Source organism: Flavobacterium keumense (genome assembly GCF_029866485.1).
Lineage (GTDB): Bacteria > Bacteroidota > Bacteroidia > Flavobacteriales > Flavobacteriaceae > Flavobacterium > Flavobacterium keumense.
In genome coordinates this window covers 1,835,336-1,854,615 of the sequence record NZ_CP092332.1, presented here as the reverse complement: position 1 = coordinate 1,854,615, position 19,280 = coordinate 1,835,336, and the positions used below count along the sequence as shown (strand labels likewise).

Sequence of the window (19,280 nt, the reverse complement as noted above, 5' to 3'; positions counted from 1 at the left end):
TTTTTATTTTAAATCTTTTGGAAATATTATTTTTTGGGTTTTTCCCTTATCAATTTTACTCCAATCATCTGTTTCAAATTGTAAAGAAACTAATCCTGATGTAGGAACATTAGGAATAAAACTATCTCCAAATTTATTAACAAAATTTGTAATAGCCTCATTATGTCCAAAAAGAATAATACTTTCATAAAGATTATTACACGATTTGATTACTTTCTCAAGTTGATTTTCGTCAAAAGTGTATAAATCTTCTTTATAAATAATATTCTCAATTGGAAAAGCAATATTTTGAGCAAAGATTATAGCCGTATCTGAAGCCCGTTTGGCTGTACTTGTCCAAAGTAAAAAAGTTTTTGGAATGGAATTTAAAATATAAGAAGAAACTAAATGAGCATCTGAAATTCCTCTCTGAATCAAAGGTCTGTCAACATCTTTAGTAGGTGTTGCCCAACTTGATTTTGCGTGTCTAACTACTATTAAATTTTTCATACTATATGGGGGATTAGTTGTTATCGTATTCCAAAAAAAGATTTGTTTGTGAGACAATTTACGAAAGATATATATACGAATCACTTTTTTTAACTCTTAATTATTATTCTGAGTTTCAAACATAAAAAGAAAGAAAACTATCCCTCTAAATACTACCAAGTAACCCTTTAACGAGTTTTTAAGTCTTTTAAAGGAAATTAATGCCGTCTTGTATTTCATAGAACTAACTTAGATATAAATATCACTATATCAAATAGTTAAATATTTAACTATATATAATTAGGTAACTGATTCTAAAGAAATCAATACTACAATAGTCCAATTATTTCTTTTCTAACGATTTAAAAAAATCAATATGAAACCAACATGTACTCATCTGGTTAGACTTTTCGTCTTCTTTTTATTTCTAAGTTCATTAGATCTTTATGCCCAAATCGGATCGGGTATTGCACCTGTAAACTCACCCAGCAGTGGATTTAATATTGACGGGACACTTATAGCAAACTCATCAAATGGAGATTGGTTAGATGGTACAGGTACAGGAGGTTTTGTACTCGCTAATTCTGGAACCCCTATAAACACAAAGACAACGTATCATTTGTATGATGAGTACAATAGTTTGACCGATAATATTTTTGGAGGTGGTGACAAAGTGAGTGATAACCCTAACAATATGACTTGGGTAGCAGGTACTGCCAATAATAAAACCGATATGAACAATGCCTTAATTCATTTTACAACAGATATAAATGGTAATGTTTGGTTTGTCTTTGCCGCTGACCGTTTAAGTAATTCAGGAAATGCCTACATTGATTTTGAATTTTTACAAGATGAAATAACAAAAACAACAACTGGTTTTGCAACAACCGCTTCTAATTCAACCGGTGGAAGAACAGAAGGCGATTTTTTATTGACTGTTTATTTTGAAAGTGGAATTGCAAAATTTGATATTCAAAGATGGAGTCTAGTTAGTGGTGTTTGGCAATACAAAACGTATTATTCATCACTTCCCGTTAATTCAGTATATGCTGCAGGTAACACGACTAGCATCCCCGTACTTTTTTCTGCTTTTGGTACAAACACTTATCCCCAAAATACATTTATTGAATCGGCTGTTAATTTGACAAAAGTATTAGGTACAATTGATCCTTGTGCTAATCTTAAAATCAAGACTATTTTTGTAAAATCAAAAACATCTACTTCTCCGTCTTCCTCTATAAAAGATTTTTTTGATCCACTAGCAGTAAGCAATCTTACATTAGGAAGTGCTGATGCTGGAGATGATGACACAGTCTGTTTTGGGGGAAGTTACCAACTCAAAGGTAAAGCTGTTCCAAGTCCAAATTATTCTGTTGTTTCTACAACTTGGTCTGTAATTAATGGTAGTGCGACAATAGCTAATCCTTCTCAGTTAAATTCTTACGTTACTATTACTGAAGGCTCTGCAACATTACGTCTCACAGTAGAAACTCATCCAACCAATGGTATTGGCACTCATTGTATCGTTTATGACGATGTTATTATCTCTTCGGTTCCCTCACCAAATTGTTCAATTACTGGCGCTGAAGGCCCAATCTGTCCATCAACAACCAATTCCTATTCTGCTCCTTCTGGAACAACTTATCTATGGAGTATCTCAGGCAATGCAACTATTAGTGGTAGTACAACCTCACAGACGGTTAATGTTGTTAGTGGACAAAACTGTAATCAATCTTATACTTTATCATTAGAAACAACAAACGCAAGTAGCTGTACCATCACTTGTTCCAAAACAATCTCCGTAATAGATACTACCGCTCCTGTTGTGACAACTTCTGGAGAATTAGATCATACGATTGAATGTAGTAATACCTCGGCTATTGATGCTGCTTTAACCGAAGTACCAACTGCCACTGACAATTGTTCAACCACTCCAACTTTGCATTTGGTAAGCGATGTAACTACTGCTGATTCTAATTGTGCCAATGCCTATTCAAGAGTGAGAACCTGGAACTTTACCGATGCTTGTGGCAATACCAGTAGCAATTTTGTACAAACGATTTCCGTAATTGACACTACTGCGCCTGTGCTTGTGACAACTTCAAACGCTTTAAATCATACCATTGAATGTAGTAATACCTCGGCTATTGATGCTGCTTTAACCGAAGTACCCACAGCAACTGATAACTGTTCAACCACTCCAACTTTGCATTTGGTGAGTGATGTTACAATTGCTGATTCTAATTGTGCCAATGCCTATTCAAGAGTGAGAACCTGGAACTTTACCGATGCTTGTGGCAATACCAGTAGTAATTTTATACAAACTATCTCCGTAATTGACACTACTGCACCTGTGCTTGTGACAACTTCTGGAGAATTAGATCATACGATTGAATGTAGTAATACCTCGGCTATTGATGCTGCTTTAACCGAAGTACCCACAGCAACTGATAACTGTTCAACCACTCCAACTTTGCATTTGGTGAGTGATGTTACAATTGCTGATTCTAATTGTGCCAATGCCTATTCAAGAGTGAGAACCTGGAACTTTACCGATGCTTGTGGCAATACCAGTAGTAATTTTATACAAACTATCTCCGTAATTGACACTACTGCACCTGTGCTTGTGACAACTTCTGGAGAATTAGATCATACGATTGAATGTAGTAATACCTCGGCTATTGATGCTGCTTTAACCGAAGTACCAACTGCCACTGACAATTGTTCAACCACTCCAACTTTGCATTTGGTAAGCGATGTAACTACTGCTGATTCTAATTGTGCCAATGCCTATTCAAGAGTGAGAACCTGGAACTTTACCGATGCTTGTGGTAATACCAGTAGCAATTTTATACAAACTATCTCCGTAATAGATACTATCGCTCCTATTGTGACAACAACTTCTGGGGAATTAGATCATACTATTGAATGTAGTAATACCTCGGCTATTGATGCTGCTTTAACCGAAGTCCCCACAGCAACTGATAACTGTTCAACCACTCCAACTTTGCATTTGGTGAGTGATGTTACAATTGCTGATTCTAATTGTGCCAATGCCTATTCAAGAGTGAGAACTTGGAATTTTACCGATGCTTGTGGCAATACCAGTAGCAATTTTGTACAAACGATTTCTGTAACAGACACTACAGCTCCTATTGTGACAACAACTTCTGGGGAATTAGATCATACGATTGAATGTAGTAATACCTCGGCTATTGATGCTGCTTTAACCGAAGTACCAACTGCCACTGACAATTGTTCAACCACTCCAACTTTGCATTTGGTAAGCGATGTAACTACTGCTGATTCTAATTGTGCCAATGCCTATTCAAGAGTCAGAACCTGGAACTTTACCGATGCTTGTGGCAATACCAGTAGCAATTTTATACAAACTATCTCCGTAATAGATACTACCGCTCCAACTTGGACTACTCTAGCTGGAAGTTTAGATTCTACAATTGAATGTAGCGACGCACAAGCTTTGGCGAATGCCCAAAAATTATTCCCAGTAGCCACTGATAATTGTGATGCAGACCTAAGTAACATTGTAAAAGTGACTGGAACATTTGTGGCTTCTGCAACTTGTGCCAATGCAGGAACCTATACCAATACTTGGACAGTAACCGATGATTGTGGTAATGTTTCTGAAACGTTTACACAAGTAATCAATGTAATTGATAACACAGCGCCTACTTGGGCAACTGCTGTCAGTAGTTTAAATACTACTGTTGAATGTAGTGATACGCAAGCTTTGGCGGATGCACAAAATTTATTCCCAATAGCCACTGATAATTGTGACGCAGACCTAAGTAATATTGTAAAAGTGTCGGGTACATTTGTAGCTTTTGCAACTTGTGCCAATGCGGGAACCTATACCAATACTTGGACAGTAACCGATGATTGTGGTAATGTTTCTGAAGTGTTTACGCAAACAATTACAATTCAAGACACTACTGTACCCGATATAGCAACCAAAGCTACCGATATAATAGTAGAATGTGATGGACAAGGAAATCAAAATGCGATTGCTAATTGGTTAGCTAATAACGGAGGTGCGATTGCTTTTGACAACTGTTCTGAAGTAATTTGGACCAACAACTTTAACTCGATAGCAAATGATTGTTCAACTGCTGTGACTGTAGTGTTTACTGCAACTGATGCTTGTGGAAACTCAGCTTTTACTTCTGCAACATTTAGTGTTCAGGATAACACCCCTCCTGTGGTACCCGTAGCTCCTGCGACTATTACCGTTGGATGTGCATCCTATATTCCTGCGATGATTCCGCTTACAGCAAGAGATAACTGTTCCGGAAATATTACTGTTGAAGGAACGAATAGCATCGAATTAGGCGATTGTGAAAATACGTATACAATCAACCGAACTTGGACTTTTACAGATGCATGTAATAATATTTCTAGTACTTCTCAAATTATACATGTGATAGATACTACCCCTCCAACGATAGTGCCTTTACCAGAGCTATCGACAATAGCTTGCCCAAACACACCAGTATTTACTCAAGCAATTGCAAGAGACGAATGTGGCTCTAATGTGAATTTAACTTTTAAAGATGTCAAAACTGAAGGAAGCTGTGCTGGTTCGTATTCAATCACTCGAAATTGGACAGCGACTGATATGTGTGGTAATAGCACAACTGCTTCACAAACTATTAATGTAGAAGACAAAGTTGCTCCTGTAATTGCAAGTTTACCAGAACCAACGACAATAACTTGTCCAAATTCACCTGTATTTGCATTTGCAACAGCGACTGATGAATGCGGCTCTGACTTTAACTTGACTTTTAAAGATGTCAAAACTGAAGGAAGTTGTGCCAGTTCCTATTCGATAACAAGAACTTGGACAGCAACTGATACTTGTGGTAATAGTTCAACTGCTTCACAAACTATTAATGTAGAAGACAAAACAGGACCTATAACTACTACCGAGTTTAACTCTAATGTCAGTTCTAACTGTAATGCAATTCCTGTGAAACCAGAATTAGTTTTTGTAGATGGCTGTTCTGCTATTAACTCAACTATTTTCACAGAAACTATTAGTAACCAAACCACTGATTCTTATATAATCAATAGAAAATGGAGTGTTTCAGACACCTGTGGAAATAATTCAGAATTTGTTCAAACAGTGAATGTGACTATAACTAATAGTTTAATTACACTAACAGGTTCTGTTTGTAACGATGGAGAAACTACAAGTATTGATTTAGCATCCTTACTTCCTATTGGAACTCCAACTAACGGAACTTGGACAGACGTTTCTAATTCAGGAAAACTAGCTGGAACAATATTTAATGCAGCGACTCTTGCAGTAGGAGATTATATTTTTGAATATACAATTAACGATACCAATTGTCCTAGAAGCATTAGAATTACGGTAACTGTAACTACAGACTGTGGTGGAATTGTATTGCCTTGTGGAACTATAATGGTTCACAACGCTTTTTCTCCAAACGGAGATGGGATCAATGAGAAGTTTGTAATTGACAATATCAATGACACCAATTGTTATCCTGATAATACTGTAGAAATATACAACCGCTGGGGAGTATTAGTGTATTCAACTAAAGGGTACAACAATACTACCAATGCCTTTGATGGAATTTCAGACGGACGCTCTACTGTAAGTCAATCGTCAGGTTTACCAGCTGGAACGTATTTCTATATTTTGACATATACTTCTTTTGACAACAATAATGTGATTCAAAATAATAAAAAAGTAGGTTATCTATTCTTAACAAAGTAATCAAATAGTAGTATTCCTTGAGGGTTAAATTTTTAGGGGAATATAAAATAAATAACGCATTCTATTGAATGATACCATAAAACCGCAATTATGAAAACTCTATTATTTTCTTTCGTTTTAGTATTGACATCAATGCTCAATTATGCACAACAAGATGCTCAATTCACACAGTATATGTACAATACAACTATTATCAATCCAGCTTATGCCGGATCGAGAGGAGCATTAAGCATTTTTGCTTTGCATCGTACCCAGTGGGTTGGACTTGACGGAGCTCCAGTAACCAATACGGTATCGATGAACACTCCCTTCAATGAAAGTAATTTAGGCTTGGGTATATCAATTGTTAATGACAAAATTGGGCCTACACAAGAAAATACAATCTCTGCAGACATCTCCTATTCTATTCACACTTCGGAGACATTTAAACTTTCTTTTGGGATGAAAGCCACAGCTAATTTATTTAGTTTAGATGTAAACAAACTTAATCCTGTAGATAACGACCCTAGTTTACATGACTTTAATAATAAATTCACACCCAATATTGGAGCTGGTATTTATTTGCATTCAGACAAGGCTTATGTAGGATTTTCAGTTCCCAATTTCATCGAAACCAATCGGTATAATGATAACGAGGTAGCTATTTTTAAAGAAAAAATAAACTATTACCTCATTGGAGGATATGTATTTACTATTTCAAACGATATTCAATTTAAACCTGCAGGGTTACTAAAATTAGTTCAAGGTGCGCCAATACAAGCCGATATTTCTGGAAACTTTATGTTTATGGAAAAACTTACCGTTGGTATTGCTTATCGATGGAGTGCTGCAATAAGTGGTATGGTAGGATTTCAAATCTCCGAAGGGCTACATATTGGTTATGGCTATGATTTAGAAACCACTCATTTAGACAAATACAATTCAGGATCACATGAAGTTTTTCTTCGCTATGAATTATTTAAAAACAACACTCGAATGACTACACCAAGATTCTTTTAAAAACTACCATTATGAAAAATCGTACACTACTTTACTTAGCAATAGTAAACATAGCTTATCTAAAAGGATTTAGTCAAAAAACAACCCTTTTTATTACTGATAAAGTCAATGAAAAATATGCCTATGTTGATGTAACCAATACTTATGAACGTGTCGCAGCAAAAGGATATAAGTCAGTGGATTTATTTAAAAAATTAGGTGATTCCTATTATTTCAATTCCAACTATGAAAAGGCGGCTAAATGGTATGGAGAGTTATTTGCTATGAGAACTCCATTAGAACCCGAATATTATTATCAGTATGCTGATTGCTTACACTGCATTGGCAATACTAAATTAGCAAATGAGGTACTACTTCGATTGAATCAGAAATCAGAAATTGTTCCAATTAAAAAATCTAAAAAAAGAAAATAATTCTTTTAAATACTTCTAAACTATACGATTATGAAAAAGTATTTCGCACTCTATATCGCCCTATTGAATCTATTCACATTCAATAGCTATTCGCAACAATCCCAACTAAAATCAGCGGATAAAAAATATACCAATTTAGCCTATATCGATGCTATAAAAACTTATGAAAGAGTTGCCCAAAAAGGGTACCAATCAGCCGATATGTATAAAAAAATAGGCAACTCGTATTATTTCAACGGAGAGTTAGAATCGGCTGCCAAATGGTACACGGAACTATTTGCTATGAATACTGATGTAGAACCCGAATATTATTTTCGCTATTCGCAATCGTTACAATCAATTGGTGAAAACCAAAAAGCAAACGAGATGCAGCAATTGTTCCGTCAAAAAATTGGAATTACTGACAAGTCAATGAATTATCTTGAACAAATTAAAGCTAATTCGGGTCGATATCAAATCGAAAATGCGGGGATTAATTCCCAATATTCAGATTATGGTACAGCAAAGTATGGAAATAAAATCGTGTTTGCGACAGCTCGAGACACTGGAAGTTTATCACACCGAACCCATTCTTGGAACAATCAGTATTTCACTAATCTGTATACTTCAGAACTGAGTGAAGATGCAACCTTAAGCAAACCAGAACCCTTTGATGATGTCGTAAAATCAAGATTTCATGAAGCGACCCCTGTTTTTACCAAAGACGGAAAAACAATGTACTTTAGTCGTAATAATTTTCTAAAAGGTAAAAAAGGTAAAAGCCAAGATAAAACTACACTTTTGAAAATATACCGTGCGTATGCTGTAGATGGACTATGGACCAATGTAACCGAATTACCTTTCAACAGCGACCAATTCAGCACAGCACATCCTGCATTAAGTCCCGATGAAAAAACACTATATTTTGCTTCGAACCGACCGGATTCTTTTGGTGAATCCGATATTTACAAAGTACAGATCAATCAAGATGGAAGTTTTGGAACACCGGTGAACTTGGGCAATAGCATCAATACCATTGGCAGAGAGAGTTTTCCTTTTATAACGGATGAAAATGAAATGTATTTTGCTTCAGATGGACAGCCAGGATTGGGTGGATTTGATGTTTTTGTAACCAAAATTAACCCTGACGGTACTTTTACCGACGTTCAAAATGTGGGTGAAAGTGTCAATTCAGCCAAAGACGATTTTGCCTATTTCATCGATACTAAAACTAGAAGAGGTTTTTTTAGTTCCAATAGAAGTGGCGGACAAGGATCAGACGATATTTATCAATTCTTGGAAACCAAACGACTACGTTGCGAACAAGAATTATACGGCGAAGTGACTGATGAAAGTACTAAAGAATTGTTACCAAATACAACGATTAGTTTGTATAACAAACAATTCGATTTATTAAATACAATTGTATCTGACTCCAAAGGAAATTATTCTCTAAAAGTAGATTGCGGTCAAGACTATTACGTCAGAGCCGAAAAACCAGAATACAATACCAAAGAACAAAAAATCAGTATCTCAAAATTGGACGGAAGAACGTACCTACCTATTGCTTTAGAAAAAACAAAATGTAAAGTAACTATAGGCGATGACTTAGGAAAATGTTTTGGTATAAAAAACATTTACTTTGATTTCGACAAATACACTATTCGTGTGGAAGCTGCTATCGACTTGGAAAAAATACTAATTGTTTTAACCGACAATCCCGGTATGAAACTAGATATTCGTTCCCATACTGATAGTAGAGGTACTTTTAAATACAATGAAGTTTTATCAGGCAATAGAGCCAAAGCTACTATTCAATGGTTAATCAAAAATGGGGTAAATCCCAATCGATTAACAGCCAAAGGCTATGGAGAAAACCAATTGGTGAACCTCTGTTCTGATGGAGTTTCTTGTACAGAAGAGGAGCATCAACTAAATAGACGTAGTGAATTTATTATTACTGCTTTATAAAAAAGGGCGAATTTCTAATGAAATTCGCCCTTTTTATAACTATAAAGTTCTTTAAATTTTAGCAAAAATATTAGTGTAATATTTTTTTCCAGTAGTTGGATTTTCACGAACGGAAAGCCCAAAATGAGTATAATTCCCTTCCAAATTGGCTTTATGTCCTTCACTTGCTAGCCAAGCATCTAAAACAGCTTTTGGAGTAGTATAATTATATGCTACATTTTCGGTAACATATTTAGCATTTAAAGTTTTCATAATATCTTCAGAACGAGCCACAAAATCATTATGATTAACCACATTATTAGCAATCATATAATTATTATGTTCTTCGGCTTTAAAAGAGATATAATCTGACTTGATTAAGGCATTCAAACCAATACTAACTCGGTAATTATTGATTAATGTCAAGGTTTCATTTTCAAAAGTAGTGTACGGATAAGGAACAGTAGTTTGAGAAACGGCAGGTGTTGTAACTGATGCAGGTGCATCTGCAGTACAAGAATTTAGGGTGCCAAGTACAAAAACGAGTACAAGGACACGTAATAAAAATAATTTCATAAAAGTAGGGCAAGCTTAAAGTAGATTGTGGGGCAAACTCCTTTAAAAAATTTAAATTGTTGATGTATTAATTAAGCAGTGCAAATGTACAACATTAACCGACAAAAGTCAAATAAAAACGATTTAAACACCTAATTTTCAAGTATTTACAAATAAATTCTTACATTAAGGAGACAATCTGTCTATCTTCCAACTAAAATCAGACTGAGCACTATATCTAATTCTATCGTGAAGACGATTAGGTCTACCCTGCCAGAACTCAACTTCCAACGGACTAACTAAAAATCCTCCCCAATGTTCTGGTCTTGGAATAACCATGCCTTCAAAATTAGCTTCCAATTGTTTTAAATTTTCTTCTAAATACTCTCTTGAAGGTATCACTTCCGATTGATTCGAAACAATAGCTCCCAATTTACTTCCATCTGGTCGAGAAGCAAAATAATTATCCGAAATGATTTCAGCTGTTTTTTGAGCAATCCCTTTGATAATTACTTGACGTTCCATACTGTGCCAAAAAAATGAAAGACACACGTTAGGATTATTCATAATGGCCTTGCCTTTTTCTGAATTATAATTGGTATAAAAAATAAATCCTTCTTCGTTGAACTTCTTTAATAAAACGACTCTCGATTTTGGGAATCCATCCAAACCAATCGTAGCCACCGTCATTGCATTGACTTCTTCATTTCCGCCAAACTCCTCCACCTCATGAAACCATCTATTGAACAAATTAATTGGATCTTCTGGAATAGCAGATTCTAATAATTCGCTTTTTTCATACGATTTTCTATAATTACTTAAATCCTTCATAATTACTTTCTAAAATTCAAAACTAATTCCATCTTCCGCCAAAAGCACTTCTGGGAAAATGGTTTCAGCTTCTTCTTTAAACAATGTTATACTTTCGTATCGAGTCGAATAATGCCCTAAAATTAATTGTTTTACATTGGCTTTCAAAGCAATTCGTGCTGCTTCTTTTGCTGTGGAATGTAAGGTCTTTTGAGCCAAACTTTCTTCTGATTCTAAAAAAGTGGATTCGTGATACAAAACATCCACGTTTTCAATAATTGGGATGACTGGTTCATGATAGACCGTATCCGAACAAAACGCATAACTTTTGGGTGGAATGGGGTCAAAAGTCAATTCTGAATTGGGAATTATTCTACCGTCTTCTAAGGTAATATCTTTTCCGTTTTTTATCTTTTGATAGTAACAACTCTCTATTTCGTAATTCAAAACTGCATCCATATTCAACTTACGCGTACCTGCTTTCTCTTGAAATAAAAAACCATTCGTGTACACACGATGTTGTAAAGGTATGGTTGTAACCAATACTTTTTCGTCTTCAAAAATAGTCACACTTTCCTCTGAATCCAATTCATGAAAAAACAAACCGTAATTCGTCCACGAATTAGACAACTTCAATTGTAATAAAATGATTTCTTTGATTCCTTTTGGACCATAAACATGCAAATCCGTAGTTCTTCCTAACAAACTAAAAGTCGAAATTAAGCCAATCAAACCAAAAAAATGATCGCCATGCAAATGAGAAATAAAAACCTGATTGATTTTAGAAAATTTGATTTTGTTTTTCCGAAGCTGTACTTGAGTCCCTTCTCCACAATCAATTAAAAACATTCTGTTATTAATCTCTAATAATTGAGCAGTTGGATTAGTAATCGTTCGGGGTGTAGCGGCATAGCAGCCTAAAATGGTTAGTTGCATGTTTTAATTTCTAATTGAAAACTAATCATTTTTTGAATTGGATATTTTACCCAACTTATAAATTTTAAATACAAAGTAACTTACAAAAACAGAATAAACAACTAAACTAATACAATCAAAATGAGTCGTTTTAATTCCGTGAATAATATCTCTAGCTAAAAGAAATGTAAGCAAAAATAGCGCTACAGTATAGAGATAAATAATTGTTTTGATGTTTACTTTCATAACCTTAAAATCCTAAATCACGTTCAATCTCTTCCATTTCAATTATATCGTGTGCTTCTAAATTAGATGGCACTACCACCAATTGAGATGGAACAGCATTAAAATCAATTCCTTCAGCTACCACAACAAATGATTTTTTTGCTTTTTTATGTTGTTTGGATAAAGGTAACAACAATTTTAAATCAGAAAGAGTAACCGATTTATTATGAGACAAATCGATAATTAAATTATGCGTATCAAAGGAAGTATTAGATTGTGACACTTTATCTAAAAATGAAGTAAAATCTCCTTGAGTATCTTTTATTGTTATCGTATGTCCTTTTTGATCTACTTTCATAAATTGGATTTTAACAACTGCATAATACAGTGAATTTGAAACGAACTAATTTACGTAATTCGTATGAAATTATTGGATTTTTGAAGCCAAAAGATAAATAACCGCCATTCGGATGGCTACTCCATTTTCTACTTGGTCCAAAATAACCGATTGTTGAGAATCGGCAACATCACTTGTAATTTCAACTCCACGGTTGATAGGTCCCGGGTGCATAATTACAATCTCTTTATTTAGCGAGTCCAAAAGATTTTTATCTACTCCATATTGCTGTGCATATTCTCTTGTAGAAGGAAAATAATTCACGTCCATGCGTTCGTTTTGTACTCGCAACATATTGGCTACATCACACCATTCAAGCGCTTTACGCAAATTAGATTCAACTGTTACTCCAAGTGATTCGATGTGTTTTGGAATCAATGTTTTTGGACCACATACCTTTACTTCTGCTCCTTGCATTTGCAAAGCATATATATTAGACAAAGCCACACGAGAGTGTAAAATATCACCCACAATTACTACTTTTTTCCCTGCTACATCACCTAATTTCTCACGTATCGAATAACTATCTAACAAGGCTTGGGTAGGATGTTCATGTGCTCCATCTCCTGCATTGACTATGCTTGCATTTACATTTTTTGATAAGAAGTAAGCCGCGCCTGGATTGGCATGACGCATCACCACCATATCTACTTTCATGGAAAGGATATTATTTACGGTGTCAATCAGTGTTTCCCCTTTCTTAACTGAAGATTGGGCTGCCGAAAAACTAATCACGTCAGCAGACAATCGTTTTTGGGCTAATTCAAAAGAAAGTTTGGTTCGGGTACTATTTTCAAAAAAGATGTTGGCAATGGTAATGTCTCGTAAAGAAGGAACTTTCTTAATAGGTCTATTGATAACTTCCTTAAAATGATCAGCGGTTTCAAAAATTAAGTCAATATCATTTTTGTTAATGTATTTTATTCCTAATAAATGATTTACGCTTAATTCTTTCATTTTTCTTTACAATTATATTTTTTTTAATGATTGACTTGCTACTTAATTAGTAATTAAATAAACGCCGTCTTCTCCATCATTTTCTTTCCAACACACTTTTACTTTTTCATTATTGATAGCATCTACCTGTCTGCCTCTATAATCGGGCTGAATAGGCAAATTACGACTAAAACGTCGATCAATTAATACCAACAATTCAATTTCAGAAGGTCTTCCAAAAGATTGAATAGCGGTTAAAGCCGAACGAATACTGCGTCCAGTAAATAAAACATCGTCAATAAAAATGACTTTTTTATTTTCGACTATAAAATTGATATTGGTTTTATTTGCCTCCAAAGGTTTATCGGTTCTTCTGAAATCATCTCTAAAAAAAGTAATGTCCAAATAACCTAAAGTAATTGAGGGTGTTTGGTATTCTTTTTCTAAAATTTCTTTTAAACGTTCTGCCAAGAAAACACCTCTAGGCTGTATTCCAACTAGAATCGTATCCGAGAAATCCAAGTGTTTTTCAATTAATTGACAAGCCAAACGATGCAGTATGATAGTAACTTCTTTTGCAGTAAGTAATACTTTTTGACTCATGGTAAAGTGTAATGTTTGGTTAGGCAAATATACAAATTCTGTTTTATGATTGATAATTAAAAATCACAGAAAAATTAGCTAAAAAAAAGCCTTGAAAATTCAAGGCTTTTTAAACTATTTAAGAATACATTTTCACTCTTAATTCCTGTACTTTTTCATCATCTAAATAATCGTCAAAAGTCATGTAACGATCAATGGCTCCGTTAGGTGTTAACTCCACTACTCTATTACCCACAGTTTGTGCAAACTCATGGTCATGAGTTGTGAATATAACCGAACCTTTGAAATTCTTTAACGAATTATTGAAAGCAGTAATCGACTCCAAATCCAAGTGATTGGTTGGTTCGTCCAACATCAAAATATTAGCGCGCTCCATCATCATACGAGACAACATACAACGTACTTTTTCTCCTCCTGATAATACACGGCTTGTTTTTAAAGCCTCTTCGCCAGAGAAAATCATTTTTCCTAAAAAACCTCTAATATATACTTCGTCTCTTTCTTCTTCTGTTTTTGCCCATTGACGCAACCAATCTACCAAAGTCAAATCATTCTCAAAATACTTATGGTTTTCTGCGGGTAAATAGGCTTGATTGGTTGTAATTCCCCAATCATAGGTTCCTGAATCGGCTTTTTGCTCACCATTCAAGATTTCGTAAAAAGCAGTTGTAGCACGAGAATCTTTAGAGAAAAGAACAATCTTATCTCCTTTTGCCATATTCAAATCCACTCCTTTGAATAAAACTTCTCCATCAATAGAAGCACTTAAGTTTTCTACATTTAGAATTTGGTCACCCGCTTCACGATCTTGGTCAAAAATAATCGCAGGATAACGACGGCTTGAAGGCTTGATTTCAGCAATATTCAATTTAGAAATCATTTTTTTACGAGAAGTAGCTTGTTTTGATTTGGCCACATTCGCAGAAAAACGACGAATAAATTCTTCCAATTCTTGTTTTTTTTCTTCTGCTTTTTTATTTTGTTGCGCACGTTGTTTTGCCGCTAACTGACTTGACTCGTACCAAAAGGTATAGTTTCCTGAATAATGGTTGATTTTTCCAAAATCAATATCTGAAATATGCGTACAAACTGCATCCAAAAAGTGACGATCGTGAGATACCACAATAACCGTATTCTCATAATTAGCCAAGAAATTCTCTAACCAAGCAATGGTTTCAAAGTCCAAATCATTGGTAGGCTCATCCATAATCAATACATCTGGATTACCGAAAAGCGCCTGTGCCAAAAGCACACGAACCTTCATCTTTCCTTCCAAATCGGCCATTACAGTATAATGATTGTCTTCCGAAATACCCAAATTGGACAACATAGACGCTGCATCAGAATCAGCATTCCAACCGTTCATTTCTTCAAATTGCACTTGCAACTCTCCTATTCTATCGGCATTAGCATCATTATAATCTAAATACAATTCATCCATTTCCTTTTTAACGGCATACAAAATTTTATTTCCCATTAAGACGGTTTCTAAAACAGTGTACTCATCAAACATATTATGGTTTTGGTTCAAAACCGACATACGTTTGCCCGGTTCTAAATGAATGTGCCCCGAAGTAGGTTCTAATTCTCCTGATAAGATTTTTAAAAAAGTAGATTTTCCTGCTCCATTGGCACCAATTACACCATAAATATTACCTTGAGTAAAGGTAGTATTTACTTCGTCAAACAAAACTCGCTTACCAAATTGAACGGATAAATTATTAACTGTTAACATCTGTGTTTTTTTTTTGCAAAAGTAGCAAAAAACTAATTATAGAATCATCTTTACATTCTTTAAGTGAATACTGTTCTGTATAATTTAGAAAAACTAGTATTACAATCTAACTAATAGAAAAAAATCAGTGAATGTTATAAAAAATTATTTATTCAATAATTTTAACAATATTTACTTCAAATTATTTTTTTTTAATTTTTGTAACAAATACTTTTACATCTTTACAGCAATTAATTATCACAAACTAAAAAAACCAAAAAAAAATGAATTCAGAACAAACGAAGTCGAATAACTCGGCGCTATCGACCCTAATTACGGTCTTCTTCTTTTGGGGATTTATTGGAGCATCCAACGGTGTTTTCATTCCCTTTTGCAAAGCGAAGTTTGGATTAGATCAATTTCAAAGTCAGCTAATTGACTTTGCTTTTTATGGAGCCTATTACATTGGAGCCTTACTGCTTTTTATTTTTAGTAGTGCTGCAAAAAGAGATATTCTAAACGGATGGGGATTCAAAAAAGGAATCATTTACGGATTATTGATTAGTACGTTTGGTGCTGCTTTGATGATTTTAGCCGTAACACAAGGAAGTTATTTATTTATTTTAGGCGCCTTATTCATTGTTGCTTTAGGGTTTTCATTACAACAAACCTCGGCTCAACCCTTTGCGGCATCATTGGGAGAACCACACACTGCTTCTAGCCGATTAAATTTAGCTGGAGGAATTAACTCTTTAGGAACCACCATTGGGCCTATTGTAGTTTCTTTTGCTTTGTTTGGCGTTATAGCAGGAGTAAATATTGAAGAATTTGCAAAAAAACCAAATTCATTAGACTCGATGATTACGCTATACATGGCTGTTGGAGGACTTTTCCTTCTTGCAGCGGCTTTGTTTCATTTTTCTAAAAAATTGCCTTCAGGAAAAAGTGATGACAGTTTTGAAATTGCGAATAAAGCTTTGAAAACACTTATTACCATTACAGTTCTATTAATAATTGTTTTTGGATACATTTTCTCGCGCTATGAAGATCCAGAATTTATTGAGCGTTTTATTACCAATCACGAGATTGATTATTTAGGATTAGGATTGACCATTTCCACCTTATTGATTGTTGTAGTTGGACTTTTGTTTGCCAACAAAACCGCTCAGAAAAATCCAGAAGGTTGGGGTGCTATGAAATACCCTCAATTAGTACTAGGGATGCTGGCTTTATTTACCTATGTAGGAGTTGAAGTGACTATTGGTAGTAACCTAGGTGAGTTATTAAAAACAGAAGATTTTGGTGCCATTACAGGACCTGCTTTAGCACCCTTCATGTCGATGTATTGGGGAAGTTTAATGATTGGACGTTGGGCAGGAGCCATTTCTGTTTTCAATCCGTCTTCACAAATGAGAAAGATATTGCTTATTGTAGTACCTTATGTTGCTTTTGGAGTGGTTTTAACTGCTAATGCTATTTCTGGACAAGATATCACACCTTTGTATGGCTATGCTTTTGTAATCGTATTCCAAATTGTTGGTTTCTTCCTAGGTAAAGACCAACCATCAAGAACATTGATGATTTTTGGATTATTAGGTGCAATTGCAATGCTAATTGGTTTACTTACAACGGGAACTATTGCTATTTTTGCCTTCATGAGTGGTGGATTGTTCTTAAGTATTATGTGGCCATGTATCTTCTCTTTAGGAATTGCAGGTTTAGGAAAATACACTTCACAAGGAGCCGCTTTCTTAGTTATGATGATTTTAGGAGGAGGAATTATCCCTCCATTGCAAGGTAAACTAGCCGATGTAATTGGAATTCATACTTCATACTTTATTCCTGTATTGTGTTTTGCATTTATTGCATTCTACGGCTGGAAAGTAATTGGAATATTAGAAAAACAAGGTATCGGTCACGATATCGAAGTGGGTGGTGGACACTAAAAATACACAACTAACCAAAACCAAACCTACCTCCAAAGCGCCATCGCAATTTGGAGGTTTTTTTTGAATCATCCCTAAGCTTCAAAATCGTATATCGTAAATCGTATATTAAAACGGAACTATAAGTCTAAACTCCTTTTCATTGCTACATTCTTACATTTTCAAATTGTTACATTATTAAATTAACATTTGCATATTAAAAAACTTTTCTTACATTTGAAATACTCTGTAACTGCACTCGAGCCAAATCATTTTCCTTTACAGATTTAATAAATTAAACAATAACCGACTACAACCGTTTTTGGAATTATTTTTTTGATTTCACAAATCAAAGTTGGTTGAGTATAGCTAGTCGCATTAGGTTGGCTTTGCTCAACAAAAGAGCAAAAAACTGAGCATATAAATAAGTTGTGCGACACCCTTGAAAAACCGCAATACCGATAAAAAACCTTTCATATAAAGACATAATTTTGTACCTTTGCATTTATGAAAAAAATGATTGATTTATTTGCAGGTTGTGGTGGACTTAGTTTGGGAATGGAACAAGCTGGGTTTACAACTATTTTTGCAAATGAAATCAACCAATCCCTTTTTGAAACCTATTTATACAATAGAAATTTATCCGAGGATTCCTATTTTACAGGAGATATAAACGAGTTAAATCAGAATATCAAGGAGTACAAATCAAAGTTTACTGATGTAGATTTAGTTTGTGGTGGACCACCTTGCCAAGGTTTCTCAATGGCAAATAGACAAAGAATTTTAGATGACCCAAGAAACACACTTTATAAAGCATTTTTAGAGTTTTTGAAAGAAGTAAAACCAAAGTTTTTTGTAATGGAAAACGTGAAAGGTATGTCAAAAAAAATAGATGAAATTAAAAATGACTTTAAAGAATATTTGGGAGAAGAATATTCTTTTTCTCATTCATTATTCAACGCTAAAGATTTTGGACTACCTCAAAATAGAGAACGTTTTTTTATTATTGGAAATAGATTAGGAATTGATAACGATAGTATTTTTGACCAAATCAAAAATAATAAACTTAAAAATCCTTTTGTTTTGAAAGACGCAATAAGCGACTTGCCAAAACTTGAACCAAATCGAACAAAGAATAATACTCAAATCGAAAATAAAGAAATTGGTTTTTTTGAAACCGAATATTCTTTCCCAAAATCTACTTATGCGGATTTTGTAAACAATGGCAAAAAAGTAAATAAACTATACAATCATAAAAATCGTTTCAATAACGATAGAGATATTGAAATTTTTTCCTTGCTACCGCAAGGAGGAAATTCACTTCATAAAAGTATTGAGCATATAATGCCGTACAAAAGTAGAAATCACATTTTTAAAGATAAATATTTCAAACTTGATGAAAATGAAGTATGCAAAACAATCACTTCGCATATGAAGCACGATTGCAATATGTACATTCATCCAAATCAGGCAAGAGGTTTGTCACCAAGAGAAGCCGCAAGAATTCAAACATTTCCAGATTATTATGTTTTTAAAGGAACACCAAATTATTGGTATGCACAGATAGGAAATGCTGTTCCCGTAAAACTTGCAGAATTTATTGGTAAGGAAATTATCAAATATTTGTAAT

General features: G+C 34.4%; 14 protein-coding genes. 6 read left to right on the top strand and 8 right to left on the bottom strand.

All coding sequences use genetic code 11. The features are described from left to right. Positions 1 to 3: 3 nt before the first annotated feature. Positions 4 to 489: a SixA phosphatase family protein gene (locus MG292_RS08340; protein ID WP_264533189.1), complete on the bottom strand. Its 486-nt coding sequence runs from the start codon at positions 487 to 489 to the stop codon at positions 4 to 6. 355 nt (positions 490 to 844) lie between these two features. Here MG292_RS08340 and MG292_RS08335 point away from each other — a divergent pair, with 355 nt between their 5' ends. The 4 genes from MG292_RS08335 (at position 845) to MG292_RS08320 (ending at position 9,591) form a co-directional block, all read left to right on the top strand. Continuing rightward, positions 845 to 6,229 (top strand): HYR-like domain-containing protein, encoded by a 5,385-nt coding sequence (locus MG292_RS08335; protein WP_264533190.1) that lies wholly within the window; start codon positions 845 to 847, stop codon positions 6,227 to 6,229. A gap of 90 nt (positions 6,230 to 6,319) precedes the next feature. Further along, the gene (locus tag MG292_RS08330; RefSeq protein WP_264533191.1) at positions 6,320 to 7,228 is read left to right on the top strand and encodes a PorP/SprF family type IX secretion system membrane protein; all 909 of its coding nucleotides are present in this window, start codon (positions 6,320 to 6,322) and stop codon (positions 7,226 to 7,228) included. Positions 7,229 to 7,239: 11 nt separating this feature from the next. Continuing rightward, positions 7,240 to 7,641: a tetratricopeptide repeat protein gene (locus tag MG292_RS08325; protein ID WP_264533192.1), complete on the top strand. Its 402-nt coding sequence runs from the start codon at positions 7,240 to 7,242 to the stop codon at positions 7,639 to 7,641. Positions 7,642 to 7,671: 30 nt separating this feature from the next. Continuing rightward, positions 7,672 to 9,591: an OmpA family protein gene (locus MG292_RS08320; RefSeq protein ID WP_264533193.1), complete on the top strand. Its 1,920-nt coding sequence runs from the start codon at positions 7,672 to 7,674 to the stop codon at positions 9,589 to 9,591. Between the two features lie 51 nt (positions 9,592 to 9,642). Here MG292_RS08320 and MG292_RS08315 read toward each other — a convergent pair whose 3' ends face one another. The 7 genes from MG292_RS08315 to MG292_RS08285 form a co-directional block, all read right to left on the bottom strand. Then, entirely contained in the window at positions 9,643 to 10,146 is a 504-nt protein-coding gene (locus MG292_RS08315; protein ID WP_264533194.1) for a CAP domain-containing protein, read from the bottom strand. A 165-nt stretch (positions 10,147 to 10,311) separates the two neighbouring features. Beyond that, positions 10,312 to 10,956, bottom strand: a complete 645-nt coding sequence (gene pdxH, locus MG292_RS08310; RefSeq protein WP_264533195.1) for a pyridoxamine 5'-phosphate oxidase — start codon at positions 10,954 to 10,956, stop codon at positions 10,312 to 10,314. 9 nt (positions 10,957 to 10,965) lie between these two features. Next, positions 10,966 to 11,871, bottom strand: a complete 906-nt coding sequence (locus MG292_RS08305; protein ID WP_264533196.1) for a ribonuclease Z — start codon at positions 11,869 to 11,871, stop codon at positions 10,966 to 10,968. Positions 11,872 to 12,100: 229 nt separating this feature from the next. After that, positions 12,101 to 12,433 (bottom strand): ribonuclease Z, encoded by a 333-nt coding sequence (locus MG292_RS08300; RefSeq protein WP_264533197.1) that lies wholly within the window; start codon positions 12,431 to 12,433, stop codon positions 12,101 to 12,103. A gap of 69 nt (positions 12,434 to 12,502) precedes the next feature. After that, positions 12,503 to 13,429, bottom strand: coding sequence for an aspartate carbamoyltransferase catalytic subunit (locus MG292_RS08295; protein ID WP_264533198.1), 927 nt, complete (start codon positions 13,427 to 13,429; stop codon positions 12,503 to 12,505). Between the two features lie 42 nt (positions 13,430 to 13,471). Beyond that, the gene (gene pyrR, locus MG292_RS08290; RefSeq protein ID WP_264533199.1) at positions 13,472 to 14,011 is read right to left on the bottom strand and encodes a bifunctional pyr operon transcriptional regulator/uracil phosphoribosyltransferase PyrR; all 540 of its coding nucleotides are present in this window, start codon (positions 14,009 to 14,011) and stop codon (positions 13,472 to 13,474) included. A 118-nt stretch (positions 14,012 to 14,129) separates the two neighbouring features. After that, positions 14,130 to 15,746: an ABC-F family ATP-binding cassette domain-containing protein gene (locus MG292_RS08285; RefSeq protein WP_264533200.1), complete on the bottom strand. Its 1,617-nt coding sequence runs from the start codon at positions 15,744 to 15,746 to the stop codon at positions 14,130 to 14,132. 263 nt (positions 15,747 to 16,009) lie between these two features. Here MG292_RS08285 and MG292_RS08280 point away from each other — a divergent pair, with 263 nt between their 5' ends. Then, positions 16,010 to 17,671: an MFS transporter gene (locus MG292_RS08280; RefSeq protein ID WP_264533201.1), complete on the top strand. Its 1,662-nt coding sequence runs from the start codon at positions 16,010 to 16,012 to the stop codon at positions 17,669 to 17,671. Positions 17,672 to 18,166: 495 nt separating this feature from the next. After that, complete coding sequence (locus MG292_RS08275; protein WP_280157846.1) at positions 18,167 to 19,279, top strand: DNA cytosine methyltransferase; 1,113 nt, start codon at positions 18,167 to 18,169, stop codon at positions 19,277 to 19,279. The last annotated feature ends 1 nt before the right edge of the window (position 19,280 follow it).